At 74.1% G+C, this 24,590-nt stretch carries 22 protein-coding genes and 1 tRNA gene; 15 read left to right on the top strand and 8 right to left on the bottom strand.

The annotated features are described in order from the left end of the window. Window positions 1-36: 36 nt before the first annotated feature. Complete coding sequence (locus ACWGKI_RS13000) at window positions 37-507, bottom strand: nitroreductase family deazaflavin-dependent oxidoreductase (RefSeq protein ID WP_452187501.1); 471 nt, start codon at window positions 505-507, stop codon at window positions 37-39. A gap of 100 nt (window positions 508-607) precedes the next feature. On the opposite strand from ACWGKI_RS13000, the gene ACWGKI_RS12995 reads away from it, so the two are divergent. Next, window positions 608-1,492, top strand: a complete 885-nt coding sequence (locus ACWGKI_RS12995; RefSeq protein WP_452187499.1) for a LysR family transcriptional regulator — start codon at window positions 608-610, stop codon at window positions 1,490-1,492. Next, entirely contained in the window at window positions 1,489-2,466 is a 978-nt protein-coding gene (locus tag ACWGKI_RS12990) for a serine hydrolase (protein WP_452187497.1), read from the top strand. Before ACWGKI_RS12995 ends, ACWGKI_RS12990 begins: the two co-directional genes overlap by 4 nt. Here ACWGKI_RS12990 and ACWGKI_RS12985 read toward each other — a convergent pair. The 3 genes from ACWGKI_RS12985 to ACWGKI_RS12975 all read right to left on the bottom strand — a co-directional run bounded on the left by ACWGKI_RS12985 (window position 2,439) and on the right by ACWGKI_RS12975 (window position 3,978). Beyond that, window positions 2,439-3,407 (bottom strand): MBL fold metallo-hydrolase, encoded by a 969-nt coding sequence (locus tag ACWGKI_RS12985; RefSeq protein WP_452187495.1) that lies wholly within the window; start codon window positions 3,405-3,407, stop codon window positions 2,439-2,441. The two genes, ACWGKI_RS12990 and ACWGKI_RS12985, sit on opposite strands and share 28 nt — an antisense overlap. Before the next feature lie 168 nt (window positions 3,408-3,575). Beyond that, a tRNA-Gly gene (locus tag ACWGKI_RS12980) sits at window positions 3,576-3,649 on the bottom strand. A gap of 125 nt (window positions 3,650-3,774) precedes the next feature. Continuing rightward, entirely contained in the window at window positions 3,775-3,978 is a 204-nt protein-coding gene (locus ACWGKI_RS12975) for a cold-shock protein (protein ID WP_380244697.1), read from the bottom strand. Window positions 3,979-4,593: 615 nt separating this feature from the next. On the opposite strand from ACWGKI_RS12975, the gene dcd reads away from it, so the two are divergent. The 12 genes from dcd (at window position 4,594) to ACWGKI_RS12915 (ending at window position 17,220) form a co-directional block, all read left to right on the top strand. Next, on the top strand, window positions 4,594-5,169 hold the full coding sequence (dcd, locus tag ACWGKI_RS12970) for a dCTP deaminase (protein ID WP_380244698.1): 576 nt from the start codon (window positions 4,594-4,596) through the stop codon (window positions 5,167-5,169). 146 nt (window positions 5,170-5,315) lie between these two features. Next, window positions 5,316-6,434, top strand: a complete 1,119-nt coding sequence (locus ACWGKI_RS12965; RefSeq protein ID WP_452187493.1) for a hypothetical protein — start codon at window positions 5,316-5,318, stop codon at window positions 6,432-6,434. 160 nt (window positions 6,435-6,594) lie between these two features. Next, window positions 6,595-7,476 (top strand): ABC transporter permease, encoded by an 882-nt coding sequence (locus ACWGKI_RS12960; RefSeq protein WP_452187491.1) that lies wholly within the window; start codon window positions 6,595-6,597, stop codon window positions 7,474-7,476. Window positions 7,477-7,538: 62 nt separating this feature from the next. Continuing rightward, a complete protein-coding gene (locus ACWGKI_RS12955; RefSeq protein ID WP_452187489.1) occupies window positions 7,539-8,588 on the top strand; it encodes an ABC transporter substrate-binding protein in 1,050 nt (349 codons plus the stop codon). Between the two features lie 11 nt (window positions 8,589-8,599). Continuing rightward, window positions 8,600-9,415: an ABC transporter ATP-binding protein gene (locus tag ACWGKI_RS12950; protein WP_452187487.1), complete on the top strand. Its 816-nt coding sequence runs from the start codon at window positions 8,600-8,602 to the stop codon at window positions 9,413-9,415. 148 nt (window positions 9,416-9,563) lie between these two features. Beyond that, on the top strand, window positions 9,564-12,533 hold the full coding sequence (locus tag ACWGKI_RS12945) for a Na+/H+ antiporter subunit A (protein ID WP_452187485.1): 2,970 nt from the start codon (window positions 9,564-9,566) through the stop codon (window positions 12,531-12,533). Continuing rightward, a complete protein-coding gene (locus ACWGKI_RS12940; protein ID WP_380244725.1) occupies window positions 12,530-13,114 on the top strand; it encodes a Na(+)/H(+) antiporter subunit C in 585 nt (194 codons plus the stop codon). Before ACWGKI_RS12945 ends, ACWGKI_RS12940 begins: the two co-directional genes overlap by 4 nt. Beyond that, on the top strand, window positions 13,114-14,709 hold the full coding sequence (locus ACWGKI_RS12935; protein ID WP_452187483.1) for a Na+/H+ antiporter subunit D: 1,596 nt from the start codon (window positions 13,114-13,116) through the stop codon (window positions 14,707-14,709). Before ACWGKI_RS12940 ends, ACWGKI_RS12935 begins: the two co-directional genes overlap by 1 nt. Further along, window positions 14,706-15,320 (top strand): Na+/H+ antiporter subunit E, encoded by a 615-nt coding sequence (locus ACWGKI_RS12930; RefSeq protein WP_452187481.1) that lies wholly within the window; start codon window positions 14,706-14,708, stop codon window positions 15,318-15,320. The genes ACWGKI_RS12935 and ACWGKI_RS12930 overlap by 4 nt, the downstream gene beginning before the upstream one ends. After that, complete coding sequence (locus tag ACWGKI_RS12925) at window positions 15,317-15,712, top strand: monovalent cation/H+ antiporter complex subunit F (RefSeq protein WP_452187479.1); 396 nt, start codon at window positions 15,317-15,319, stop codon at window positions 15,710-15,712. The genes ACWGKI_RS12930 and ACWGKI_RS12925 overlap by 4 nt, the downstream gene beginning before the upstream one ends. Further along, window positions 15,709-16,065 carry a monovalent cation/H(+) antiporter subunit G gene (gene mnhG / locus ACWGKI_RS12920; RefSeq protein WP_452187477.1) on the top strand — a complete coding sequence of 119 codons (357 nt, stop codon included), beginning with the start codon at window positions 15,709-15,711 and terminating at the stop codon, window positions 16,063-16,065. Before ACWGKI_RS12925 ends, mnhG begins: the two co-directional genes overlap by 4 nt. Before the next feature lie 24 nt (window positions 16,066-16,089). Beyond that, window positions 16,090-17,220, top strand: coding sequence for a cation diffusion facilitator family transporter (locus ACWGKI_RS12915; RefSeq protein ID WP_452187476.1), 1,131 nt, complete (start codon window positions 16,090-16,092; stop codon window positions 17,218-17,220). Between the two features lie 65 nt (window positions 17,221-17,285). On the opposite strand, the gene ACWGKI_RS12910 is transcribed toward ACWGKI_RS12915, so the two are convergent. The 4 genes from ACWGKI_RS12910 to ACWGKI_RS12895 all read right to left on the bottom strand — a co-directional run bounded on the left by ACWGKI_RS12910 (window position 17,286) and on the right by ACWGKI_RS12895 (window position 21,733). Further along, window positions 17,286-17,831: a methylated-DNA--[protein]-cysteine S-methyltransferase gene (locus ACWGKI_RS12910; protein WP_452187474.1), complete on the bottom strand. Its 546-nt coding sequence runs from the start codon at window positions 17,829-17,831 to the stop codon at window positions 17,286-17,288. A 67-nt stretch (window positions 17,832-17,898) separates the two neighbouring features. Further along, window positions 17,899-19,557 (bottom strand): AlkA N-terminal domain-containing protein, encoded by a 1,659-nt coding sequence (locus tag ACWGKI_RS12905; RefSeq protein ID WP_452187473.1) that lies wholly within the window; start codon window positions 19,555-19,557, stop codon window positions 17,899-17,901. Window positions 19,558-19,632: 75 nt separating this feature from the next. After that, on the bottom strand, window positions 19,633-20,676 hold the full coding sequence (locus ACWGKI_RS12900) for an alpha/beta hydrolase (RefSeq protein ID WP_452187471.1): 1,044 nt from the start codon (window positions 20,674-20,676) through the stop codon (window positions 19,633-19,635). Then, window positions 20,669-21,733, bottom strand: a complete 1,065-nt coding sequence (locus tag ACWGKI_RS12895) for an LppM family (lipo)protein (protein ID WP_452187469.1) — start codon at window positions 21,731-21,733, stop codon at window positions 20,669-20,671. The genes ACWGKI_RS12900 and ACWGKI_RS12895 overlap by 8 nt, the downstream gene beginning before the upstream one ends. 138 nt (window positions 21,734-21,871) lie before the next feature. On the opposite strand from ACWGKI_RS12895, the gene clpB reads away from it, so the two are divergent. Further along, complete coding sequence (gene clpB, locus ACWGKI_RS12890) at window positions 21,872-24,478, top strand: ATP-dependent chaperone ClpB (RefSeq protein WP_452187467.1); 2,607 nt, start codon at window positions 21,872-21,874, stop codon at window positions 24,476-24,478. The last annotated feature ends 112 nt before the right edge of the window (window positions 24,479-24,590 follow it).

Here is a 24,590-nt window from a genome sequence, read left to right as displayed (position 1 = left end):
CGCCCGAGCCCCCGAGGCGTCGCAGTGCGAGCGCGGTCAGAGCAGGCGGAGCTCCACCACGGGGACGACACGCAGCCAGTCGGCCTCGCCCTGCTCCCGGGCCAGGGGTGCGGCCCACTCCTCGAGCACCGGGCGCAGCTGCGCCCACGGGCCGGGGTGGGCGTCGGTGTACGCGCGCAGGACCGCTGCGCCCTCGTCGGGGGGCAGCACGACCGCCCGTGCCCGCGCGTCGCGCCGCAGGCCGAGGGAGACGAGCACCCGCGGGTCCGCCCGCACGTTGCGGAACCACTGCGACAGCGGCCCCAGGCCGGCGACGACGACGGCGCGGTCGCGTGCCGGCCGCGCGACGACCTCGAGCACGACGTACCGCCGCTGCCCGCTGCGGCGGCCGCGGTGCTGCATCATCAGCAGCCGCCCGCCGGCGAGGAAGCCGAGACCGGACCGGAACAGCCCGATCGGGGCGCGGACGAACCACCGGGTGTGCAGGGCGCGGGACGCGAGGCTCATGCCCTCGAACCTAGGTTCCGTCGCGCGCGCCGACACGTCGAGGGCGACTTCCCGCCCGCCGCGCCTGGCCGTGAGGGAGCCGGTGGGGATAATCGCCCGCGTGGACATCGAGAGCGGCTGCCGCGCGTTCGTCGCGGTGAGCGAGCGCCGAAGCTTCACCGGGGCGGCGTCGGCGATCGGTGTGCCGCAGCCGGTGGTCAGCCGCCGGGTCGCCGCCCTCGAGGCCCACCTGGGCGGAACCCTGTTCGACCGGACGACGCGCGAGGTGTTCCCGACCGCGCTGGGACGGCGGTTGCTCCCTGCCGCGCAGCGCGTCGTCGACGCGGTGGACGACCTGCGGGCGACAGCCGCCACGCAGGAGGCCGCTCCCGTGCGGCTGGCCGTCCCGGACGACATGTCGCCGACGGCCACGGCCACGCTGATCGGCGACGCCCAGCAGGAGGGCATCCTGCTGCGGGTCGTCCCCGCCCCGCCTGCCCGACGTGCCGAGCTGGTTCGGGACTCGCTCGCCGACGCGGCGCTCGTCGCCGCCACCACGGGCGCGGCGCGCTGGACGGCGCCGCTCGGGCTGGGCGGGTGCGGTCCGGACGGCGGGGCGCGGACGTATCTCGACGAGCTGGCACCCCGCCGCGGTGAGGGCGGTCCTGCGCGCCGCGTGTGGGTCACCCCGGAGGACGACAACGCCCTGGTGGGGGACTTCCTCGTGCGGCACGCCGTCGCCGCGGGGTGCCTGCCAGGACAGGTGCGGGTGGCGCCGCTGGTCCCCGGCCTGGCGGCCGTGACGACCAGCGCGGACCTGCTGCTGTGCACGCCGGCGCAGGCCCGCGAGCTGGGCCTCTCCTGGACGGCGCTCGGCGGGATCGACCTCGCCCGCACCTACCGCCTGGAACGCCGGGCCGGTGGCCAGGCGGCCGTGGACGCCGTCCTGGACACGTTGGCCGCGGCTGTCGCGCTCGCGCTGGGCGCGGCGGAGGTCGCGGCATGAGGGGCGGGTCCGGCGGGTCCGTGGTGGCGCACGAGGTCCGGCGCGTGCGGGACGACCTGGCAGACGCCGGGCTGACGGCCGGGATCCTCGTGCGCGACCTGGACTCCGGGCACGAGGTCGGCATCGACCCGCACCTGGACCTGCCGGTCGCCTCCTTGGTGAAGATCCCGGTGGCGCTGGCGACGCTCGAACGGATCCGCCGCGGTGATCTCGACGGCGGTACGCCGATCACGGTCGCCCCAGGGCGGGTCACGACCGCCGGGCCACCGGGCACGACCCGCTTCCGCCATCCCGCCTCGGTGGCGCTCGAGGACCTCGTCTACCTGGCCGTCTCGCTGAGCGACAGCAGCGCCTGCGACGCACTCCTCGCGCTCACCCCGCCCGCCCGCGTCGGGCAGCTGCTGCGGGAGCTCGGGCTGCCGGACATCGAGATCCGGCACGGTCTGGGCGAGCTGGGCGACACCCCCGTCGAGGCGCTGGAGCACCGGCATCCCGGCCTGGGCCACGCCTTCGCGGCGATGGCCACCACGGCGAACGGCGGCAGCGTGATCCGGTGGCTCGACGTGTCCGTGACGACGACCTCCTCCGCCCGGGTGCTGGCCGACCTCCTCGCCGCGGTCTGGGACCCGGACCGGCTGGACCCCGCGGTGTCTGCCCGGTTGCGCGAGCTGCTCGCCGCCAACGTGCACCGGCAGCGCCTGGCGCCGGAGTTCGACCGCGACTCCTCCCTCTGGTCCTCCAAGACGGGCACGGTGCTCAACCTGCGGCACGAGGCAGGCGTCGTCGAGCACGCAGACGGCGGCAGAGTCGTCGTCGTGGTCCTCAGCCGCTCCGACGTGCCGGCGGGCGCGCAGCCGGCCGCGGAGATCGTCCTCGGGCGGGCGGCGCGCCGGCTGCACGACCTGGTGCGTCGCACCTCGCCGCCCGCCCGGGGGGCCGCTCCTGGTCAGAGGAGGTCGAGCGGCGTCCGGTAGTCAGGCACGACGACCCGGGTGCGTGGCGAGGCGCGGCGGACCGACCGCACCATCGAGCGCAGCTGCCCGGCGGTCTTGGCGTCCTGCACGGTGGGCGGGTCGGTCGGCGGGGCCTCGAAGTGGTCCCAGTGGACGGGGACCACCAGCCGCGGCCCCCCGAGCGCGTCCATGAGCCGGGCGGCGTAGTCGCTGGTGACGTCGTTGGCAGGCACCGGCACGGCGACCGCGTCCGGCCGCAGCCCCCGCAGCGACACGTCGTCGAAGTCGCTCGCGCCCAGGAGCAGCACGCTGCGCCCCGAGGGCGCGCGCAGGAGGTACGCGAGGGTGTCGCCCTCCGGCAGGTCCGCGACGGTCGCCGGGGGAGCGGGCACGGTGTGCCGCACGCCGGGAAACAGCACGCCGCCGTTCCCGGAACGGCTGTGCAGCGACCGGACCGCGCGGACCACCAGGTCGCCCACGACGATCTCCTCGCCGCCCTTGAGCACCGCGACCTGAGCGGCGGCCGTCCCGAGGGACTGTGCGAGGTGGTAGCCGGTGAGGGTGGTGAACACCGTGCCGCCCCGGGTGGCGGCGATGTGCGGGACGTCGCCGAAGTGGTCCCAGTGCGTGTGGGTGACCAAGGTGGCGGTGACCGGGTCCGAGGCGTCCGCCGGTCCCAGGGCGGCATCGACGGCCGTGGGGTCCACCGTGAGCCCCGTGCTCGGCACGAACCGGCCCTTCGCCAGGCCGGTGTCGAAGCGGGTCAGGTAGGGATCCACGAGCAGCCGCGTCCGGGGCGAGCGGACCTGCCAGCCCGCGACGCCCAGCCAGCGGAACGTCGCGAAGCCGCCGACTCCCGTCGCTCGTGACGCAGCCAGGGCGGAGGGTGTGCCGCTCAGGGCTCCGGCGGCGGCCGTGCCGGCCGCGGCGAGCAGGGTCCGGCGGCGGACAGGGTGGGGCATGGTCGTCTCCTCAGGTCGTCGTGGTGACGACCGTGGCAGCCGGAGATCGATGCGCACCAAGACGGCGAGGCGCGTACTCATGCACGAGGTGCATGAGTGGCCGGTGGCTGCGTGCGGCCGTGCCCGAGAACGACGAAGGCCCGGACCGTGTCGGTCCGGGCCTCGCGATGGAGCGGGTGACGGGAATCGAACCCGCGCTGTCAGCTTGGGAAGCTGAAGTTCTACCATTGAACTACACCCGCGCAGCAGCACCTGACGGTGTGCGCGCCCCGATCATACCCAACGGGGACGGATGCTCCGAACCCCGTGCGTCGTCGTCGGGACAACCGGCGGCCGGCACGCCGCGGGCGGCGTGCCGGCGACGGCGTCAGAGCGGACGGATGTCCGAGGCCTGGAGGCCCTTGGGGCCCTGGGTGACCTCGAACTCGACCTGCTGGCCCTCGTTCAGGGTGCGGAAGCCGCTGGCCGAGATCGCGCTGTAGTGCGCGAACACGTCGGCGGTGCCGTCGGAGGGGGCGATGAAGCCGAAGCCCTTCTCCTCGTTGAACCACTTCACAGTTCCGGTGGTCATGTTGTCTTCTCTCGTTGATGCGACGGACCCGCGAACGTGGGTCCGGTCGTCGCGCCCGATCGGGCACGGACGGTGTGGGTGCGGGCTCGACGAGCGCGCACGGTGCCCTGGCGTGACGGGGCAGGAAGCCGCGTCGCCTGGGCAAGGGTGGGGACGACCGCGACCAGCCGCGTGTAGCGGTCGTGGACGTGGAAGCCGTCGGGAAGTCGGGTGATCATGCCGCCGTACTCGCCGTCGACCGTCGCGACCCACAGGTCGTCGTCGGCCCGGCGCCACACGGGGATCGATCGAGATTCGCCCTCTGCCGCAGACGCGGAGGCGGGCCGTTCGATGGTGGAAGAAGTGATGCTCTCTGCTCTCGCTCCGCGCTCGCTGGGCGGAGATCGTCGGTGGACAGCGGTGCTGTCACGTGCGCGGGACCATGCTTCGATGCCGTGGACCGAAGAGTGCCATGGAGTCGTTCCCCAGGCGTGCGCAGCGTCCAGGATACACGAGGCCGGACGCCGTCCGGCATCGGGGCCCCCAGGGAGCATGGTCGCGGCGGCTCAGCGCGCCACGCGCACGGTGCGTGAGCGTACGTGGGCGCCCGGCGGGCCCGGCGACTACCGTGTCCCCGTGCTGCTCTCCGACCGCGACATCCGGGCCGAGCTCGACGCCGGGCGGGTCGTCCTCGACCCGTACGAGGCGTCGATGCTCCAGCCCTCCAGCATCGACGTCCGCCTCGACCGGTACTTCCGGCTGTTCGACAACCACAAGTACCCGTTCATCGACCCGTCGCAGGAGCAGCCGGAGCTGACGCGGCTGGTCGAGGTCGCGCCGGACGAGCCGTTCGTGCTGCACCCGGGGGAGTTCGTGCTCGGCTCGACGTTCGAGTCCGTCTCCCTGCCCGACGACGTCGCGGCGCGCCTGGAGGGCAAGTCCTCGCTGGGGCGGCTCGGGCTGCTCACGCACAGCACGGCGGGCTTCATCGACCCGGGCTTCTCGGGCCACGTGACGCTCGAGCTGAGCAACGTCGCGACGCTGCCGATCACGCTGTGGCCGGGCATGAAGATCGGCCAGATGTGCTTCTTCCGGCTGTCGTCCCCGGCCGAGCACCCGTACGGCTCCGACGCGTACGGGTCGCGGTACCAGGGCCAGCGGGGCCCGACGGCGAGCCGGTCGTGGCAGTCCTTCCACCGGAGCACGGTCTGACCGGCGCGCGGGGCCGCGGCCCCGGGGCCGACGGCGGGGCGCAGGACGCGTTCCGCGACGGGTCGCGTCGTCGCTACGCTCGGTCCCGCCGCGCCGGCACCGGCGCGGGGCGCACCGCGTCCGTGTCTCGGAAGGAGCTCCGCCAGATGGCCCAGCACCAGCCTGCCCTGCCCCCGCTTCCGACGGTGTCGGCGCAGGGTCACCAGGCCCGCCACCTGCTCGGGGTGCCCGCCGACGTCGTCGTCGACGAGATCGAGGTGCTGGCGATGTCGCGCTTCGTCGGCACGCGCTGGGACGTGGTGCCGGCGGACCTGCCCGGTGCCGACGTCCCGGTGGGCCGGATGGCGAACCCGGGGGAGCCGGGCGTGCTGCGGCTCTCGCGGCACAGCGCCCTCTCGGGGCCGTACGCGCCGTCCGGCAAGGGTGTCGACGCGGGGCTGCCGCCCGGCACCGAGATGGTCTTCGACGTCGTGTGCCCGCGGGAGCGCTGGGACGACGCCACCCGCTTCGGCGGCGACCGGGACGGCATCGGGCGCGCGTTCCCCGCGGCGCTGCCGAACCGGGAGGAGGAGCGCGTCGTGCAGTGGCTCGTGCAGGCCGCGCGTCGCCTGGGCGGCTCGGTACGCCTCGACGTCGCCGGCACCTGGGCCGACGACGACGGCGGCCGGCGCAGCGCCGGGCCGGGCGTGGTGCTGACGCCGGACCCGGGCCGCGACGTGGACCTCACCGTGTACTCCGACATCTGGCTGGACCCGCAGGCCGCGCACCGCGTGCTGCAGGCGGTGCACCCGCGCGTCGTGCTCGCCACCGAGGGCAAGCCCTACCAGGGCCCGCCGCGCGGGCTCGCCGACCGCCCCCTGTACCCGGGCGAGCCGCTGGACCCCGAGGTCCGCAAGGCCATCCACGAGCGGGCGGACGACGTCGACATCGACGCCCTGCAGGCGCCGATGGTGCTGGACGCCTACGGGCTGACCAGTGACCTCGGCCTCGACGGGTCGATCACGGTCGAGGTGGTCGGCGACGAGACCCTCCCGCTGCTGGTGCGGGAGTTGCCCTGGGCGGCGTCCGGTGCCGTCTGCTACCACGTGCGCTGGGACGCCCCGGACGTCTACGAGGCCAACCAGGAGTTCCCGCAGGCGGCGCACGTCGTCGCGCGGCGCCGCGCGGCGGACCTCGTCGGGAAGATGGCGGTGGCGATCCACGCCGCGGTCGGCGGCGAGATCGCGGACGAGTCCGACTTCCTCCTCGCGCCCGAGGACCTCTGACCGCCTCTCTGCTTGGTGCTCTCCCTGCCACGCTCCTTGCCGCGCTCCGCTCCCGACGGGCCTGGCCTGCCTGTTTGACACCCCCTGCGGACGCCGCTTAGCGTTCACCTCGGAAAGCGTATTCCGCGAGGTTCATCACAGTGGCGTGAGGAGCAGCATGGTGACGACGACACCGGGGTCGGCGATCGGGCGCACGAGCCGAGCGGTCGAGGAACCCCAGAACGAGGCACGGCGCGCACGGCCGCTGCCCGCACCCGTGCGCTGGGCGCTGGACCAGTGGCGGCCCATCGCGTTCGTCGTCGCGCTGTTCCTGGTGTGGTGGTTCGTCACGGCGCAGGGGCTCGTCGCGCCCTACGTGCTCCCGTCGCCCGCGGACACCTGGGCGGCGGCGACCGAGAACGTCGACTACCTGCTGCACCACACGTACGTGACGACCTACGAGACCGTCGTCGGCTTCGTGATCGCCGTCGTGGTCGGCGAGCTGGTGGCCGTGCTGATGGCCTACTCGCGCAACACGGAGAAGACGCTCTACCCGATCATCCTCGTGGCCCAGGTCATCCCGAAGATCGCCGTCGCCCCGCTGTTCGTCGTGTGGCTCGGCTTCGGGCTGGCGCCCAAGATCACCGTCGCCGTGCTCATGGCGTTCTTCCCCGTGGTGGTCTCCGGCCTGGCCGGGCTGCGCTCCGTGGACCCCGAGATCCTGCAGCTCACCTCGACGATGGGCGCGAGCCGCGTCAAGACGTTCGCCAAGGTGATGTTCCCGGCCTCGCTGCCGCAGCTGCTGTCCGGCCTCAAGGTGGCCGCGACGCTCGCCGTCACGGGCGCCGTCGTCGGCGAGTTCGTCGGGGGCAACGACGGGCTCGGCTACGTCATCCTGCAGGCCAACGGCAACATCGACACCGCGATGCTCTTCGCCGCCCTGTTCATCATGTCCGCCCTCGGCATCGTCCTCTTCGCCGTCATCCAGGTCGCCGAGCGCTTCCTCATCGGCTGGCACGCGTCGCGGCGCCTCGAGTCGGCCGCGACCACCGTCGCGGCCTGACCGCAGTCTCCGTGCGCCACCCGCGCAACCCGCAGGACCCCCACGTGCAAAGGAGCACCCAGATGTCTCTCCGATCGTCCGTCCGGTCGAAGGCCCTCGTCGCCGCCTCGGCCGTCTCCGCCGTCGCCCTCACGCTCGCCGCCTGCGCGCCGTCCACCGACGGCGGCACCGAGGCCGAGGCCCAGGGCGCGGCCGACGCGACCGACGTCACCCTGATGCTCAACTGGTACCCCTACGGCGAGCACGCCCCGTTCTACTACGGGCTCGAGGAGGGCATCTTCGCCGACCACGGGATCAACCTGAAGATCGAGGCCGGGCAGGGCTCCACCAAGACGGCCCAGGCCGTCGGTGCCGACCAGGTCCAGTTCGGGTGGGCCGACACGCCCGCCGTGCTGGCCAACATCGACAAGGGCGTCAAGATCCGCAGCCTGGGCGTGTTCCTCCAGACCACCCCGTCGTCCGTGCAGGTCTACACCGACTCCGGCATCAAGGAGCCCGCAGACCTCGCGGGCAAGACGATCGCCGTCTCGGCGGGCGACGCCCCGACCACGACCTTCCCGCTCTACCTCGAGGCCGCCGGCGTGCCCGAGGACGCGGTGACGCAGCAGAACCTCGACCCCGCGGGCAAGATCTCGGCGATGCTCACGGACAAGGTGGACGGCCTCATCGGGTTCGCGCACGACCAGGGCCCGACGATCGCCGCCAAGAGCGGCCGGGACATCACGTACCTGCGCTACTCGGACGTCGGGCTCAACTTCTACAGCAACGGGCTCATCGCCTCCGAGGGCACCATCGAGTCCGACCCCGACCTCGTGAAGGAGATGGTCGCGGCGACGTCCGAGGCGTTCGCCGCGGCCGCCGAGGACCCGGACGCCGCCGTCGCCTCCATGGAGGGCAAGGACCCGCAGATGCCCGCGGCCGACGTGCTCACCGAGCAGTGGAAGCAGACCATCGACCTGCTGCACACCGACGCCACCGCCGACGAGGCGCCCGGCGTGAACGCGCCCGAGGACTGGGCGGCGACCCTGGACGTGCTGTCCAGCTCCGGCCTCATCGCCGAGGGCACCACGGCAGACGACTACTTCGACGACTCGTTCGCCCCGGCGAACTGAACGGAGGCGTCATGACCACCACGACCACGGGCGGGCTCTCGGGCGGGACCACCGCGACCGACACCGTCGTCGACGTCGAGGACGTCTCGGTGACGTTCCGCAGCCGTCGGGTGTCGACACCCGCGCTGGGGTCGGTCGACCTCCGGCTCGCGCGCGGCGAGTTCGTCACGATCGCGGGGCCGTCGGGTTGCGGCAAGTCCACGCTGCTCAAGGTCGTGGCGGGCCTGACCGCCCCGACGACGGGGCAGGTGCGGCTGCGCGGCGAGGTGGTGCGGGGGCCCCGTCAGGACATCGGCTTCGTCTTCCAGCGCGCGGCGCTGCTGGAGTGGCGCGACGTCCGGGCGAACATCCTGCTGCAGGCGGAGATGCGTGGCATGGACGGCGCCACCGCGCGGCGGCGGTGCGACGAGCTGGTCGAGATGACCGGGCTGTCCGGCTTCGAGAAGGCGATGCCGCACGAGCTGTCGGGCGGCATGCAGCAGCGCGTGTCCCTGTGCCGCGCCCTGCTGCACGAGCCGGACGTGCTCCTCATGGACGAGCCGTTCGGCGCGCTCGACGCGCTCACCCGGGAGCGCATGAACGTCGAGCTGCACCGCATCTGGCGCGAGACCGGCATCTCGGTGCTCCTGGTCACCCACTCGGTGGCGGAGGCGGTGTACCTCGCCAACCGCGTCGTCGTCATGGGCCCCCGCCCGGGCACGATCATCGAGGAGCTCACGGTCGACCTGCCGGCCGAGCGCGACTACGGCGAGACGGTGCGCGACGCCGAGTTCGGCCGGGTCTCGGGGCGGGTGCGCGAGCTGCTCGGGTCGCCCGGCGGGGACTGACGACGCGGGCCGCTCCCCGCCCCGCCAGCCCGAGAGGGCGGGGAGCGGCCCGGGTCACACGCACGTGTCAGCTCGTTCGCACCGGGACCATCGCTTGTTGCCGGTAAGGTAAAGGGCATCGCCCCGCCCCTCGACCGGACGGAGTGCTGTGCTCCCAGTGCTGCTCTTCACCTTCCTGCTGGCCCTCGCGGCGCCGGCTCTGGTGGCATGGCTGGGCAGACGGGCGTTCTGGGTGCTGGCCCTCGGGCCGGCGTCGGCGGCGGCCTACGCGCTCGCGATGACCCCCCGGGTCACGGCGGGAGACTTCCCGACCACCCAGGTGCCGTGGGTCCCCGGCCTCAACCTCTCGATCACCCTGCAGCTCGACACGCTGGCGTGGTTCATGCTGCTGGTGGTCGGCGGCGTCGGCGCCCTCGTCCTCCTGTACTGCTCGGCCTACTTCGCGCGCGACGCCCTCGGGCTGGGGCGGTTCGCGGCCGTCCTGACGGCCTTCGCCGCCGCGATGGTCGGCCTGGTCGTCGCCGACGACCTGCTGCTCCTGTTCGTGTTCTGGGAGCTCACGACCGTCTTCTCCTACCTGCTGATCGGCCACTACGCCGACCGCAAGGCCTCCCGCCGCGCAGCGATGCAGGCCATCGTCGTCACGACGGCGGGCGGGCTCGCGATGCTCGTGGGGCTCATCATCCTCGGCGTCGCCGGCGACACCTGGCGCGTGTCGGAGCTCGTCGCAGACCCGCCGTCGGGTACCGCCGTCACCTGGGCGGCGGTGTGCCTGCTGGCGGGCGCGGCGACCAAGTCCGCGCTCATCCCCTTCCACTTCTGGCTCCCTGCGGCCATGGCTGCCCCGACGCCGGTGTCCGCCTACCTGCACGCCGCGGCCATGGTGAAGGCCGGCGTCTACCTGGTGGCGCGCTTCGCCCCCGCGTTCGCCGACCTGCCCGTGTGGCGGTGGCTGGTCCTGGTCCTGGGCGGCGGCACCCTGTTGCTGGGCGGCTACCAGGCGCTGCGCCAGCACGACCTCAAGCTGGTCCTCGCGTTCGGCACCGTCTCCCAGCTCGGCCTGATCATCCTGCTGCTCGGGCTCGGCTCGAAGGCGCTCGCGCTCGCCGGCCTGGCCATGCTCGGCGCGCACGCCATGTTCAAGGCGGCGCTGTTCCTCGTCGTCGGGGCGGTCGACGTCGCCACCGGCACGCGTGACCTGCGCAAGCTCTCCGGGCTGTGGCGGACGATGCCGTTCACCGCGACGGCCGGCGTGCTCGCGACCGCGTCGATGATCGGGTTCCCGCCGTTCGCCGGGTACGTCGCGAAGGAGGCCGCGCTCGAGGGCCTGTGGCACGACGTCACGCACGGCGCCGGGACCGTCGAGGCGGTCGCGCTGGGCGCGCTCGTGGTGGGGTCCGCCCTCACGGTGGCGTACGGCCTGCGGTTCGTGTGGGGCGCGTTCGGCACGAAGCGGCGCCCGGGGGCGGAGGCCGTGCGCGGGGAGGCGACGACGCGCGACGCCGCGGCGGAGCCCGCGTCGGCGACGCCCGTGCGGCGGCAGCCGTGGCTGCTCGTCACCCCGCCCCTGGTGCTCGCGGCCCTCGGCCTCGCCGTCGGGCTCGTGCCGGCCGTCGGGGAGCGGCTGCTCGCCCCGTACGCGGACCTCTACCCGACGGGCGACGCGGGCCACCTGACGCTGTGGGGCGGGTTCACGCCCGTGCTCGCGCTGACCGTGCTCGTGCTCCTCGCCGGCTTCGTGCTCTTCTGGCAGCGGTCGCGGGTGGAGCGGGCCCAGGACTTCTTCTGGTCGCCGCGCAGCGCCGAGGTCACCTACCGGCGCACCATGCGCCGCCTGGACGACCTGGCCGCCGACGTCACCGCCGCCACGCAGCGCGGTTCCCTGCCGGTCTACCTCGGCATGATCCTCGTGGTGCTCGCCGTCGCCCCCGGCGCGGTGATCGCCACCGGTCTGGTCGGCGGCACGCCGGGCCTGCAGGTCGTGGCGTGGGACCGTCCGGCCGACGCCGCCGTCGTCGCGATCATCGCGATCTCCTGCGTGCTCGCCGCCCGTGCGCGCCGCCGCCTCAAGGCCGTGGTGCTCGTGGGCGTCGCGGGCTACGCCAACGCGACGCTGTTCATGCTGCACGGCGCCCCCGACCTCGCCCTCACGCAGGTGCTCTGCGAGACGATCACGCTGGTCGTGATGGTGCTGGTGCTGCGACGCATGCCGCCGTACTTCACCGACCGGCCGCTCGCCGCGAGCCGCTGGGTGCGGCTGGTGCTGGGCGTCGTGACCGGGCTCGTGATGATGGCGCTGACCGTCGCCGCCCCGCTGGTGCGGGTGGCCACGCCCATCAGCACCCACTTCCCCGACGAGGCGTACACGTGGGGCGGCGGCAAGAACATCGTCAACGTGACCCTGGTGGACATCCGCGCCTGGGACACCGTCGGCGAGATCTCCGTCCTGCTCGTCGCGGCGACCGGCGTCGCGTCGCTCATCTTCCTGCGCCAGCGCAGCGGAGAGGTGCTGCGCCTGTCCCGCGTGGAGGAGGTCAGCCGGCCCGACCCGCACACCCGGCGGGTGTGGCTCGCCGCCGGCAGCACCATGGAGCCCGAGCGACGGTCCGTGATGTTCGAGGTCATCACCCGCGTCATCTTCCACGCCATGATCGTGTTCGCCCTGTTCCTGCTGTTCAGCGGGCACAACGCGCCGGGCGGGGGCTTCGCCGCGGGGCTCGTCATGGGCATCGCGTTCACCGTGCGCTACCTCGCGGGCGGGCGGTACGAGCTCGGTGAAGCCGCGCCCGTCAGCCCCGGCGTGCTGCTCGGCACCGGCCTGTTCCTCTCCGCCGGCGTCGGGCTCGCCACGCTCGTCGCCGGGCAGGAGGTGCTGCAGAGCACCGTCCTCAACCTGCACGCTCCCGTCCTCGGCGAGATCCACCTGGTGACGTCGCTGTTCTTCGACATCGGCGTGATGCTCGTCGTCGTCGGGCTGGTGCTCGACCTGCTGCGCACGCTCGGCGCCGAGATCGACCGGCAGGGCCCGCTGCCCGCACGCACCCTCGTCGGCGAGGTCGCCGCGCCCGGCGCGCCCGACCCGGCAGACGACGCCCGGCACGAGGAGGCAACCCGATGACCGTCCTCGAGAACACCCCCTCCGCCGTGCTGGTCCTCGCGATCGGCGTGCTCTTCGCGACCGGCGTCTACCTGATGCTGGAGCGCCCGCTCACGCGCGTGCTGCTCGGCTTCGTGCTCATCGGCAACGGCGTCAACCTCATGCTGCTGGTCATGGGCGGCCGCTCCGGGGCGTCGCCGATCATCGGCAACGCCCCCGACGGCGTGCGGATGAGCGACCCGCTGGCGCAGGCGATGGTGCTCACCTCGATCGTCATCACGCTCGCGCTCACCGCGTTCGTGCTGGCCCTGGCCTACCGGTCCTGGCAGCTGCACGGGCACGACGAGGTCGCGGACGACGTCGAGGACCGCCGCGTCGCCCGGCACGCCGCCCTCAACGCGCCCGCGTTCGAGGACGCCGACGACACCGAGCTCGACCAGACGCTCGACGAGGAAGCCGCCGACGCGCACGACGACGTCGACGACAGCGACGACGACCGCCGCGAGCGCCGGGCCGACCGCAGGACCGGGCCGACGCACGACGCGGGCGGCGCGCCCGGCACGGGCGGCACGGGCGGCACGGACACCGAGGAGCGCCCGTGATGCCGTGGTCCGTCGAGACGCTCGTGCCGCTGCCGGTCATGCTGCCGCTGTTCGCGGCCGGTCTCACGCTCGCCCTGCACCGGCACGCCCGCGTGCAGCGCATCATCAGCGTGACGGCGCTCGCTGCCGCCCTCGCCGCGTCCGTGGGGCTGCTGTTCGCCGCCGACTCCGGGCCGATCGTCGTCGAGGTGGGCAGCTGGGCGGTGCCCGTCGGCATCGACCTGGTGGCCGACCGCATCTCGGCGGTGATGCTCACGGTCTCGTTCGTGATGCTGCTGTGCGTGCTCCTGTACTCCCTGGGCCAGGGCGTCCCCGAGGGCGACGACGACCCGGAGGGCAGGCGCGGCGACCCGATCCCCGTCGCGATCTTCCACCCGACGTTCCTGATCCTGGCCGCGGGCGTGGCGAACGCGTTCCTCACCGGCGACCTGTTCAACCTGTACGTCGGCTTCGAGATCCTGCTCGCGTCGTCGGCGGTGCTGCTGACCCTCGGGGGGACGGCCGAGCGCGTCCGGGCCGGGTCCGTGTACATCATCGTCACGCTCATGTCGTCGCTGCTGTTCCTCACGGCGATCGCGCTGATCTACGGCGCGACCGGCACGGTGAACATGGCGCAGCTCGCGGAGCGGCTGCCGGACATCGACCCCACGGTGCGCACCGCGCTGCAGCTCCTGCTGCTGCTCGCGTTCGGGATCAAGGCCGCGATCTTCCCGCTGTCCGCGTGGCTGCCCGACTCCTACCCGACGGCGCCGGCGCCGGTCACGGCCGTGTTCGCCGGCCTGCTCACCAAGGTGGGGGTGTACTCCATCCTGCGCACGCAGACCCTGCTGTTCCCGGACAACCCCACCGTGGACCAGGTGCTCATGGTGCTGGCGCTGCTCACGATGGTCATCGGCATCCTGGGCGCCGTGGCGCAGAACGACGTCAAACGTCTGCTCTCGTTCACCCTCGTCAGCCACATCGGCTACATGATCTTCGGCATCGCGCTGGCCACCGAGGCGGGCACGGCGGCGGCCGTGTACTACGTGGTGCACCACATCTCTGTCCAGACGGCGCTGTTCCTCGTCGTCGGGCTCGTCGAGTGGCGGGGCGGGTCGACGTCGCTCGACCGGCTCGGCGGCCTCGCGAAGCTCGCGCCAGGGCTGGCCGTGCTGTTCTTCGTGCCCGCGCTGAACCTGGCCGGCATCCCGCCGTTGTCGGGGTTCCTGGGCAAGGTGGGGCTGCTCACCGAGGGGGCGCGCGTCGGGACGGGGCTCGCGTGGGTGCTGGTCGTGGGGTCGGTCGTGACGTCGTTGCTCACGCTCTACGCGATCGTCAAGGCGTGGAACAAGGCGTTCTGGCAGGCGCCGTCGAAGGAGATCGAGTCCGACGTGCCGCTGCCGCGCGGGATGGTGTGGCCCACGGGGGCGCTCGTCGCCTTCGGCCTGCTGCTCACCGTCGTCGCCGGCCCGCTGTACGGCTACGCGGAGCGTGCCGCCACCGCGTCGATGGACGGGCACACGTACGTGGACGCCGTCTTCCCCGGCGGGGCGGACCGCGGCCAGGGGGAGTCCGTCGCGGTGAGCGACGACAGCCACGACGGAGGTGACCGGTGAGCCCGTACCCGCGCCGACGACCCGCCGAGCTGCTGCGAGGGCTGGGTTCGCAGTGGCACGCGCTCACGCTGCTGACCGCGATCTGGGTGCTGCTGTGGGGCGACCTGTCGTGGGCCAACGTCATCGCCGGCGCCCTGATCGCCGCCGTCGTGGTCACGCTGTTCCCGCTCCCCGACGTCACGATGCACGGCACGGTGCGGCCGTGGCCTGTCGCCGTCCTGGTGGGCAGGTTCGTCTCCGACCTGTTCCTCGCGTCGTTCGAGGTCGCGTGGACCGCCGTCCGGCCCGGTCCGACGCCGCAGGGCGCGATCGTCGCGGTGCGGCTGCGCAACCCCGAGGACGCGTACCTCACCATCACGGCCGTGATGTCGTCGCTGGTGCCCGGGTCGCTCGTCGTCGAGGCGCGGCGCAGCACCGGCGTCGTCTACCTGCACGTGCTCGACATCCAGGGCGCCGGCGGGCCGGAGGCGGTGCGTCGTGACACGCTCGCGCTCGAGGAGCGTGTGCTGCGTGCGTTCGCCAGCAGGTCGCTGCTCGCCCGATGCGGGCTCGCGCCCGACGACGACACCGCGGGTGCCGTGCACACCGGACGTGGAAAGGGGGACGCATGATCCTCGCCGCCGTGATCGCGGCGGCCGTGCTCGTGGCCGTCGCGGCGATGCTCGCGCTGGTCCGGGTCGAGCGCGGTCCGTCCATGCTCGACCGCGCCGTCGCCCTCGACGCCCTCACCATCACGCTGGTCGGTGCCATCGCCATCGAGGCGTTCTGGTCGCGACGCACCGAGACCATCCCCATCCTCGTCGCGCTCTCCATGGTCGGCTTCGTCGGCTCGGTGACGATGTCGCGGTTCGCCGCGAAGGAGCCCGACGGCGAGTGGCGGGTCCGCACGCCGGAGGAGGTCGCGGCCCAGGCGCGGGCCGCCGACGTGCCCCGCGGCGAGCAGCGCGACGGGCCGCGCGGCGCCGAGGCCGAGCCGGAGGACGACGGAGGTGGCTCGCGATGACCCACGTCGAACCGGGCGTGTGGACCACGATCGCCGACACGGTCGCCGCCGTGTGCCTGCTCGCCGGGGCCTTCCTCACCCTCGCCGCGGGCGTCGGGCTGGTCCGGTTCCCGTCGCTCCTCGCCCGCATGCACACCGTCACCAAGCCGCAGGTGCTGGGGCTGGTGCTCATGCTCGCGGCGCTCGCGCTGCGCGTGCGCAGCTGGTCGGCCGTCGCGATGCTCGTGCTGGTCGTCGCGTTCCAGCTGGCGACGTCTCCCGTCGCCGCGCACATGGTGGGACGGGCCGGCTTCCGCACCGGCAAGGTCGACCCGCAGGACCTGCGCCCCAACGAGTTCGGCGAGCCCGACTGACCCTCGGCTGGTAGACCGGGGCGCATGCGCCCTGCCGAGCCCCCTGTCGATCCTCCTGCCGGTCCTGCCGCCGGTCCTGCTGCCGGGCCCTCCACCGGGCGACCCGACGAGCACCCCGCCGGCGGTCCGGCCCAGCCCGACCCGTTCGCCGCGCTCGCGCGGCCTGCCGAGCCCGAGCCCGGTGCCGCCCCGCCGCACCCGGGCGTCAGCCCGCGCGTCGTGCAGGACACCGACGGCGGCGAGAGCACGCTCACGGTGGTCATCGCGTTCGCCGCGAACGCCGTCGTCGCCGCCGCGAAGACCGCGGCGGCCGTGATCACCGGCTCGGCGTCCATGCTCGCCGAGGCCGTGCACTCGTGGGCGGACACCGGCAACGAGATCTTCCTGCTCGTCGCCGACCGGCGCTCCCGCCGCCCCGCCGACCACCTGCACCCGCTCGGCTTCGGACGCGAGGCGTACGTCTGGTCCATGTTCGCGGCCATCGGCCTGTTCGCCGTCGGCGCGGGCGTGTCCATCACGCACGGCATCCAGGAGCTGGTGCACCCCGAGCCCGCCAGCGACTACGGCGTCGCCTACGCCGTGCTCGGCGTGGCGTTCGTGCTCGAGGGCGTGTCGTTCCTCCAGGCCAGCCGGCAGGCGCGCGCGGAGGCGAAGAAGGCGGAGCACGACGTGCTGCACCACGTGCTCGTCACGTCCGACCCGACGCTGCGGGCCGTCTTCGCGGAGGACGCCGCGGCGCTCGTCGGGCTCGTCGTCGCGTTCGCCGGTGTGCTCGCCCACCAGCTCACCGGGTCGCCCGTGCCGGACGCCCTCGGGTCGATCGTCGTGGGCGTCGTCCTGGCGGTGGTGTCCCTCGTCCTGGTGGACCGCAACCGCCGCTTCCTCGTCGGCGAGGCGGCGCGGCCCGAGACCCGGGCCGCCGTGCTCGCGCACCTCGTCACCATGCCGCAGGTGGAGCGCGTGACCTACCTGCGGCTGGAGTACGTCGGGCCGCGGTCCCTGTACCTCGTCGCGAGCGTCGACCTCAGCGGCAACGAGCCCGAGTCGAACGTCGCCCGGCGGCTGGACGACCTCGAGCGGGCCGCCACCCGGGTGCCCGTCATCGCCGGTGCCGTCTTCACCGTCTCGACCCCGGAGGAGCCGTCGCTGGTGTGACGCCCGCCCCTGACCCGTCCGGCATCGTGCGTGCTGACTTGATCCTCAAACTCGCCGTTCGAGGATCAAGTCAGCACGCTCGATGACGTTCCGGCGGGGGCGTGCTGGGCCTCGTGCGCGAGGAGGCTGCGCTTGACGTCGAGGCCGTACCGGAAGCCGCCGAGGCTGCCGTCGGTCCGCAGCACCCGGTGGCACGGGACGAAGAGGGCGGCCGCGTTCATCGCGCACGCGCCGGCGGCCGCGCGGACGGCGGCGGGCCGTCCGGAGAGCTCGGCGTACCGGGTGTACGTCACCGGCTCGCCGGCGTCGACCGTGCGCAGCACGTCCCACGCGTGCGCGCGGTACGGGCCGGACACCTGCCGGACGGGGACGGCGTCGATCGCGCGCACGTCGCCGGCGTAGTAGGCGCGCACCGCGGCGACGGCGGGCGCGACCGCCGGGTCGTCGTCCGGCACGGGGACGGTCGCGGCGGGCCGGACGTCGGGGTGGGTGAGCCCGACCAGCGCGTCCGCGTCCGTCGTCCAGCCGGAGGCGAGCACCGTGCCGTCGGGTGCGACGACGACGGTGAACGGGCCGTCGGGGGTGGTCAGGGTGGTGGTCCGAGCAGACATGGTTTCTCTCCGTGATGTCGGATGCCGAACAGGTGGTTGTACCCGGAAAGCGGGTCGAGAAGGTGCGTTACCGCCTGGTCGGCGGGAGGGCGGCGCGCCACAGGTGCATGGCGGCGTACGAGCGCCAGGGCGCCCACTGCTCCGCGCGGGCGGCGAGGGCGCGGGATCGGGCGGCACGCGGTGCGTCGTCGGGCACGCCGGGCAGGTCGATGCCCGCGGCGGCCGCGCCCGCGAGGAGGGCGACGTCGCCGTCGAGCCAGGCGTCCGGGTCGCGCAGCACCCGCATCGCCACGTACGCCGCGGTCCACGGGCCGATGCCGCGCCGGGCGACGAGCGCGGCGCGCAGCTCGTCGCCGTCGTCGCCCACGCCGACGGCGAGGGAGCCGTCGTCGAGCGCGCGGGCCGTGTCCGTGACGGTGGCCAGCGACCGGGCGGGCAGGCGCAGGTGGTCGGCTGCCGACGCCGCGACCTGGGCGGGCGTCGGGAACAGGCGGGTCAGGCCGGGCACTGCCGAGTCGTAGGCGCTGCCCGCGCCGGCGGCGAGCCGGCCCAGGTGGGTGCGGGCCGCGGCCACGCTGATCTGCTGGCCGACGATGGCGCGCACCACGATCTCGTGCGGGTCCACCGTCCCGGGGACGCGCAGCCCGGGGGTGCGGGCGACGAGCGGCGCGAGGGCGGGGTCGTCGGCGAGGGTGGTGTCGACGGCGGCCGGGTCGGCGTCGAGGTCGAGCAGCCGGCGCAGCCGCGCCACCGCGACGGAGACGTCCGCGGCGGACGCGAGCTCCAGCCGCACCGCCACCCGCCCGCGCCCGACGCCGGGCCCCGCGACGACCTCGGCCGCGCCCGGGCCGTGGGGCAGTCGCAGCGTGCGGGCGTACCGCACGTCCGCGCCGGAGAGGTCGGCGACCTCCACGCCGTCGACGGCGCGGGCCGTGAGGAACGCCACCACCCCGCGGGCGTCGTACGGCTCGCGGACCGGCAGCTCGAGGTCGAGCCGGACCCGGGCGACCTCCCCGCCCGCCCCGGACGCCGCACCGCCGGCGAGCACCTGCTCGCCCGCGGTCCCGGGCGGCACGACGCGAGCGCTCGCGCGTGGGACGGCGGTGGGACGGCGTCGGGCGCGGGCGCGCAGGTCGCTCGGCGTGGTGTCGAAGACCTCGGCGACGGTGTCGTTGAACTGGCGGATCGAGCCGAAGCCGGCGGCGAACGCGACGTCCGCGAGCGGCATGTCGGACCCGACGACCAGGCTGCGGGCCGTCTGCGCCCGCTGGGCACGGGCGAGGGCGAGAGGGCCGGCGCCGAGCTCCGCCGACAGCATCCGGTGCACGTGCCGCGCGCTGTACCCGAGGCGGGCGGCGAGCCCGTCCGTCCCCTCGCGGTCGACGACGCCGTCCGCGATGAGCCGCATCGCGCGCCCCGCGAGGTCGTGGCGCAGGTCCCAGGCCGGGGTCCCGGGCGCGGCCTCGGGCAGGCAGCGCTTGCAGGCGCGGAAGCCGGCCTCGTGCGCCGCCGCCGACGTGACGTAGAAGGTGACGTTCTCCGGCTTGGGCGTGCGTGCGGGGCACGACGGGCGGCAGTAGATACCGGTGGAGCGCACGGCCGTGAAGAACTGCCCGTCGAACCGGGTGTCGCGGGCCGCGATCGCCCGGTACCGCTCCGCGAAGACCTGCGGGTCCTCCGTCCTCGCGGTCTGGGCCGGGGTGCTGGGCCGCGCTGTCGTCGTCATGTCCTCATCCTCACGCGAGCCCGGCGTCTCGGGCTAGCGGGAATCGGACATGGCTCTAGACGCGCGGGCCGGTGGTTACGGGAGCGACTCGACCCAGTCGAGGACGGTGACGAGGTACGTGTCGCGGGCGGGCTGTGGTGAGAGGGCGAGGTCGTGCGCGCCGCCGGCGACGGTCCGCACCGTGACGTCCCTGCCCAGACGTGGGGCGCGGTCGCGGATGTGCACGACGTCGAGCACGGAGTCGGTGGTCACCAGGTCGGGGTGCCACGACCGCGCCGGGCCGGACCGGTCGGAGGCCAGCACGAGGATCGGGATCGTCAGGTCCAGGCCGTGCGCGACCCGACGGTGCGCGCGCCGCACCGAGCGCAACCAGCCGGCGCGGACCGGGAAGCCGGCGTGGGGCTTCCACGCCAGGTCGAAGTCCCACTCGCCGCCCGTCTCGCGGTGCAGGGCCGTGCCGTAGTGCTCCCCGAGCGAGCCCACGGCGAGCCGAGGCGCGAACCGCCCCACCACGTCGATCGCCCAGGTCGCCGGGCCGCGCATCAGCCAGCTCTCGTTGAGCTCCAGCCACGGGCTGTTCAGCACCAGCGCGTCGGCCCGGCCTGGCCGTCCGTTCGCCCACAGCGGGGCGATCAGCCCGCCTGTCGAGTGCCCGAGCACCACCAGCCGTTCGTGCCCCGCGGCGCGCACGACGGCGGCGGCCGCGTCGAGGTCCTGCGCGTACAGGGCCAGGTCGTCGACCAGGTTGGGGTCGCGGCCGGCGGCCACGTGCGCGGCGAGCGCCCGCCCGTGGCCGCGCAGGTCGACGGCGTAGAAGGCGTACCCGCGCGCGGCGAACGCCCGCGCGACGTGCGGGTGGAGGAAGTAGTCCACGAACCCGTGCACGTACAGCACGGCGATGCGCGCCGGCCGACCAGTGCCCGCCCCCGGAGAAGGAAGCGCGGGCGCTGCCAGGGCGGCTGGTGTCGGGCCGGCAGGCTCCGGGGTGGACGGCACGTGCCGCACCAGCACGGCCTCCGCACCGCCGGGCAGCGGGAGGGTCCGCGCCTGGAACTCCGGGCCGAGGATGTCCTCGCGCCAGGGCCCAGCGGGGGCCGGCGCGGCCTGCGCGTCAGGCACCCTGCGGCGGGTCGGTCGGGCGTCGGGCACCCGGCGCGGCCCCCGGGCCGTCGGGGCGGTCCTGGTCCGGCCGGGGCTCGACGGGGCCGGGCTCCTGGCGGTACGCCTCCTCCTCGCCGGGGCGCCCGGGCTCCAGCGGCTCTGCGACGGGGCCGGTCGAGGTGTCCGCCGCAGGCCCGGCCGGCGGTGCGGGCTCGGGCTCGAAGGGCTCGGCGATGGGGCCGGTCGTCGGCGTGGTCGGCGTGGTCGGCGCGGTCGGCGCGCCGCCGAAGACCTGCTCGTGCGGCGTCGGTCCCGCCGCGGGCACGGTCCCGGGGGCAGCCTCCGCGGCGAGCGCGGCGTCCCCGGAGGCGGAGCCCGTCACGGGCGCGGGCCGGCGGTTGTTCCGCACGACGAGCCACACGACGAGCGCGATGACGACCAGGCCGATGACGAGCCCGACGATCCACCACGGGAACCCGCCCCCGCTGTCGGCGGCACCCACCGCGTGGATCTCGGTGGTCTCGCCGAGCTGCGGCGTCCAGGTGACCGTGTTGCCCTCGATCTGGCCGCTGGCGTCGCTCACGGCACCGGGGAAGGTGATGGAGATCTGCACGTCGAAGGCGTCCTGCACCTTCTGCGGGAGCGACTTGAGCTGGTCGGCGCCCTGGGACAGGTCGAGCGTGCCGTCGACCACGTAGTTGTCGCCGTCGCGCGTGATGGTCAGGTCCTCGTCGCCCGACCCGGACATGTCGCCGATCGGCGTGTCGGTGAACGTGTACTTGGTGCCCGTGTACTCGTCGTCGGAGTACGGCTCCTGCGTGGCGCCCTGCGGTGCGGACTGGCCCACCTCGCCGCCGGCCTGCTTCCACAGGTCGCCGGGCTTCATCCCCATGGTCTCGGCCAGGCTGTTGGAGACCGCCATGATCATCGTGCCGGAGACGGTGTCGTCCTCCGACAGCGTCATGTCCAGGTCGACCTTCATGCACCCGGACAGGGCGAGGAGTCCGACGGCGGCGAGCGTCGCCGCGATCGCGGTGCGGAGGCGGCGCAGCGGGCCGCGGGCTGGAGTGGTCACCGGCCCAGCATCCCGCAGCGCCGCGCGGTGAGCCACCGGGCGTCCACAGGGGCTTGCGTCCAAAGTTGAGCGGAATAGACTCAACTTTGACGACGTTCCCTCCACAGACGTCTTTCCCGTGTCATCCCCGGAGGTTCCATGGACATCAAGCTCACGACCATGTCGCAGCAGGCGCTCGGCGACGCCGTCCAGTCGGCGGCCGCCGCCGGCAACCCCCAGCTCGAGCCGGTGCACCTGCTGCAGGCGCTGCTCCAGCAGTCGGGTGGCGTGGCCGTCGGCCTGCTCGAGGCCGTCGGCGCCGACGCCCAGCAGATCGGCCAGCGCGCCCGCGCGGCCCTCGTGGCGCTCCCGCAGGCCAGCGGCAACGCCGTCGCCCAGCCCTCGCCGTCGCGCGCGATGAGCGCCGTCCTGGAGAACGCCGGCAAGGAGGCGGAGGCGCTCGGCGACGAGTACGTCTCCACCGAGCACCTGCTCATCGCCCTGGCCGCCGGGCAGTCCGCCGCCGCGCAGGCCCTGGCCGGGGCGGGCGCCACCGCCGACGCCCTGCGCGCCGCGCTGCCCGCCGTCCGCGGCTCGTCGCGCGTGACCAGCCCGAACCCCGAGGGCACCTACAAGGCGCTGGAGCAGTACGGCACCGACCTCACGCAGCGCGCCCGGGACGGCCGGCTCGACCCGGTCATCGGGCGGGACGCCGAGATCCGCCGCGTCGTGCAGGTGCTCAGCCGCCGCACCAAGAACAACCCCGTCCTCATCGGCGAGCCCGGCGTCGGCAAGACGGCCGTCGTCGAGGGCCTCGCCCAGCGCATCGTCGCGGGCGACGTGCCGACCTCCCTGCAGGGCAAGCGCCTCGTCGCGCTCGACCTGGCCGGGATGGTCGCGGGCGCCAAGTACCGCGGCGAGTTCGAGGAGCGGCTCAAGGCGGTCCTGGAGGAGATCACCGCGTCCGACGGCGAGGTCGTCACCTTCATCGACGAGCTGCACACCGTCGTCGGCGCCGGGGCCGGCGGCGAGGGCGCCATGGACGCGGGCAACATGCTCAAGCCGATGCTCGCCCGCGGCGAGCTGCGGCTGGTGGGCGCCACCACCCTCGACGAGTACCGCGAGCACATCGAGAAGGACCCCGCGCTCGAGCGCCGGTTCCAGCAGGTGTTCGTCGGTGAGCCGTCCGTGGAGGACACCGTCGCCATCCTGCGCGGCCTCAAGGAACGGTACGAGGCGCACCACAAGGTGACGATCGCCGACTCCGCGCTCGTCGCCGCCGCCGCGCTCTCCGACCGGTACATCACCGGCCGCCAGCTGCCCGACAAGGCGATCGACCTCGTCGACGAGGCCGCGTCGCGCCTGCGGATGGAGATGGACTCCTCGCCCGTCGAGATCGACGAGCTGCAGCGCGCCGTCACGCGCCTCGAGATGGAGGAGGTCGTGCTCAAGGAGTCCGACGACGCCGCGTCGAAGGACCGCCTGGAGCGGCTGCGCGCCGACCTCGCCGACACGCGCGAGCAGCTCGCCGCGCTCACCGCGCGGTGGGAGTCGGAGAAGGCAGGGCACAACCGCGTCGGCGACCTGCGCGCCCGCATCGACGAGCTGCGCACGGAGTCCGACCGGCTGCAGCGCGAAGGCGACCTCGAGTCCGCCGCCCGGCTGCTGTACGGCGAGATCCCGCAGGTCGAGCGCGAGCTCGACGAGGCAGAGCGCGCCGAGGCGTCGCAGGAGGCCGAGGACGTCGCGGACGCCCAGGCGCCGATGATCGCCGACAAGGTGGGCTCGGACGAGATCGCCGAGGTGGTCTCCGCCTGGACGGGCATCCCCGCCGGACGCCTGCTGCAGGGGGAGTCCGAGAAGCTCCTGCACATGGAGGACGTCATCGGCGAGCGCCTCATCGGCCAGAGCGACGCGGTCCGGGCGGTGTCCGACGCCGTGCGGCGCTCGCGGGCCGGCGTGGCCGACCCCGACCGGCCGACCGGGTCGTTCCTCTTCCTCGGCCCGACGGGCGTCGGCAAGACGGAGCTCGCCAAGTCGCTCGCGGACTTCCTCTTCGACGACGAGCGCGCCATGGTGCGCATCGACATGTCGGAGTACTCCGAGAAGCACTCGGTCTCGCGGCTGGTCGGCGCGCCCCCCGGGTACGTCGGCTACGAGGAGGGCGGGCAGCTCACGGAGGCCGTGCGGAGGCGGCCCTACTCCGTCGTCCTGCTGGACGAGGTGGAGAAGGCGCACCCCGAGGTCTTCGACATCCTGCTGCAGGTGCTCGACGACGGGCGGCTCACCGACGGCCAGGGCCGCACGGTCGACTTCCGCAACGTCATCCTGGTGCTGACGTCGAACCTGGGTTCGCAGTTCCTCGTGGACCCGGCCCTCGACGACGACGCCCGCCGGGAGGCCGTCATGGCGGCCGTGCGCGCGTCGTTCAAGCCGGAGTTCCTCAACCGGCTCGACGACGTCGTGGTGTTCGACGCGCTGAGCGTCGAGGAGCTGGGCGAGATCGTCGACCTGCAGGTCGCGGCGTTCGCGCAGCGGCTGGCCGACCGGCGCATCACGGTGGACGTCACGCCCGCGGCGCGGGAGTGGCTGGCGCTGGAGGGCTTCGACCCGGCGTACGGCGCACGCCCGCTGCGGCGACTGGTGCAGCGCGAGATCGGCGACCGCCTTGCCCGGGAGCTGCTCTCCGGCGCGGTCACCGACGGCGGGGCCGTCGTCGTCGACCTGGACCCGGCCGCCGCGGGCCTCAGCGTCACGCCGAGGTAGTCGGACCCGTGCCGAGGTAGCACGAGACCTGCCGAGGTAGGTGGACACGTGCCGAGGTAGCACGAAAGCCGCCGAGGTAGTCGGAAGGGGCGGCCCGCATCCTGTGCGGGCC

It is taken from the genome of Isoptericola sp. NPDC055881 (assembly GCF_053615895.1).
Note: the sequence above shows the minus strand (reverse complement) of the source record. Positions and strands in the feature narration are given on the sequence as shown.

Bases quoted from the DNA above. Each gene is read 5' to 3' on its own strand.
- ACWGKI_RS13000 (WP_452187501.1), bottom strand. From the start codon at position 507: ATGAGCCTCGCGTCCCGCGCCCTGCACACCCGGTGGTTCGTCCGCGCC.
- ACWGKI_RS12990 (WP_452187497.1), top strand. From the start codon at position 1,489: ATGAGGGGCGGGTCCGGCGGGTCCGTGGTGGCGCACGAGGTCCGGCGC.
- ACWGKI_RS12985 (WP_452187495.1), bottom strand. From the start codon at position 3,407: ATGCCCCACCCTGTCCGCCGCCGGACCCTGCTCGCCGCGGCCGGCACG.
- ACWGKI_RS12975 (WP_380244697.1), bottom strand. From the start codon at position 3,978: ATGACCACCGGAACTGTGAAGTGGTTCAACGAGGAGAAGGGCTTCGGC.
- ACWGKI_RS12965 (WP_452187493.1), top strand. From the start codon at position 5,316: ATGGCCCAGCACCAGCCTGCCCTGCCCCCGCTTCCGACGGTGTCGGCG.
- ACWGKI_RS12955 (WP_452187489.1), top strand. From the start codon at position 7,539: ATGTCTCTCCGATCGTCCGTCCGGTCGAAGGCCCTCGTCGCCGCCTCG.
- ACWGKI_RS12950 (WP_452187487.1), top strand. From the start codon at position 8,600: ATGACCACCACGACCACGGGCGGGCTCTCGGGCGGGACCACCGCGACC.
- ACWGKI_RS12940 (WP_380244725.1), top strand. From the start codon at position 12,530: ATGACCGTCCTCGAGAACACCCCCTCCGCCGTGCTGGTCCTCGCGATC.
- ACWGKI_RS12935 (WP_452187483.1), top strand. From the start codon at position 13,114: ATGCCGTGGTCCGTCGAGACGCTCGTGCCGCTGCCGGTCATGCTGCCG.
- ACWGKI_RS12925 (WP_452187479.1), top strand. From the start codon at position 15,317: ATGATCCTCGCCGCCGTGATCGCGGCGGCCGTGCTCGTGGCCGTCGCG.
- mnhG (WP_452187477.1), top strand. From the start codon at position 15,709: ATGACCCACGTCGAACCGGGCGTGTGGACCACGATCGCCGACACGGTC.
- ACWGKI_RS12915 (WP_452187476.1), top strand. From the start codon at position 16,090: ATGCGCCCTGCCGAGCCCCCTGTCGATCCTCCTGCCGGTCCTGCCGCC.
- ACWGKI_RS12910 (WP_452187474.1), bottom strand. From the start codon at position 17,831: ATGTCTGCTCGGACCACCACCCTGACCACCCCCGACGGCCCGTTCACC.
- ACWGKI_RS12905 (WP_452187473.1), bottom strand. From the start codon at position 19,557: ATGACGACGACAGCGCGGCCCAGCACCCCGGCCCAGACCGCGAGGACG.
- clpB (WP_452187467.1), top strand. From the start codon at position 21,872: ATGGACATCAAGCTCACGACCATGTCGCAGCAGGCGCTCGGCGACGCC.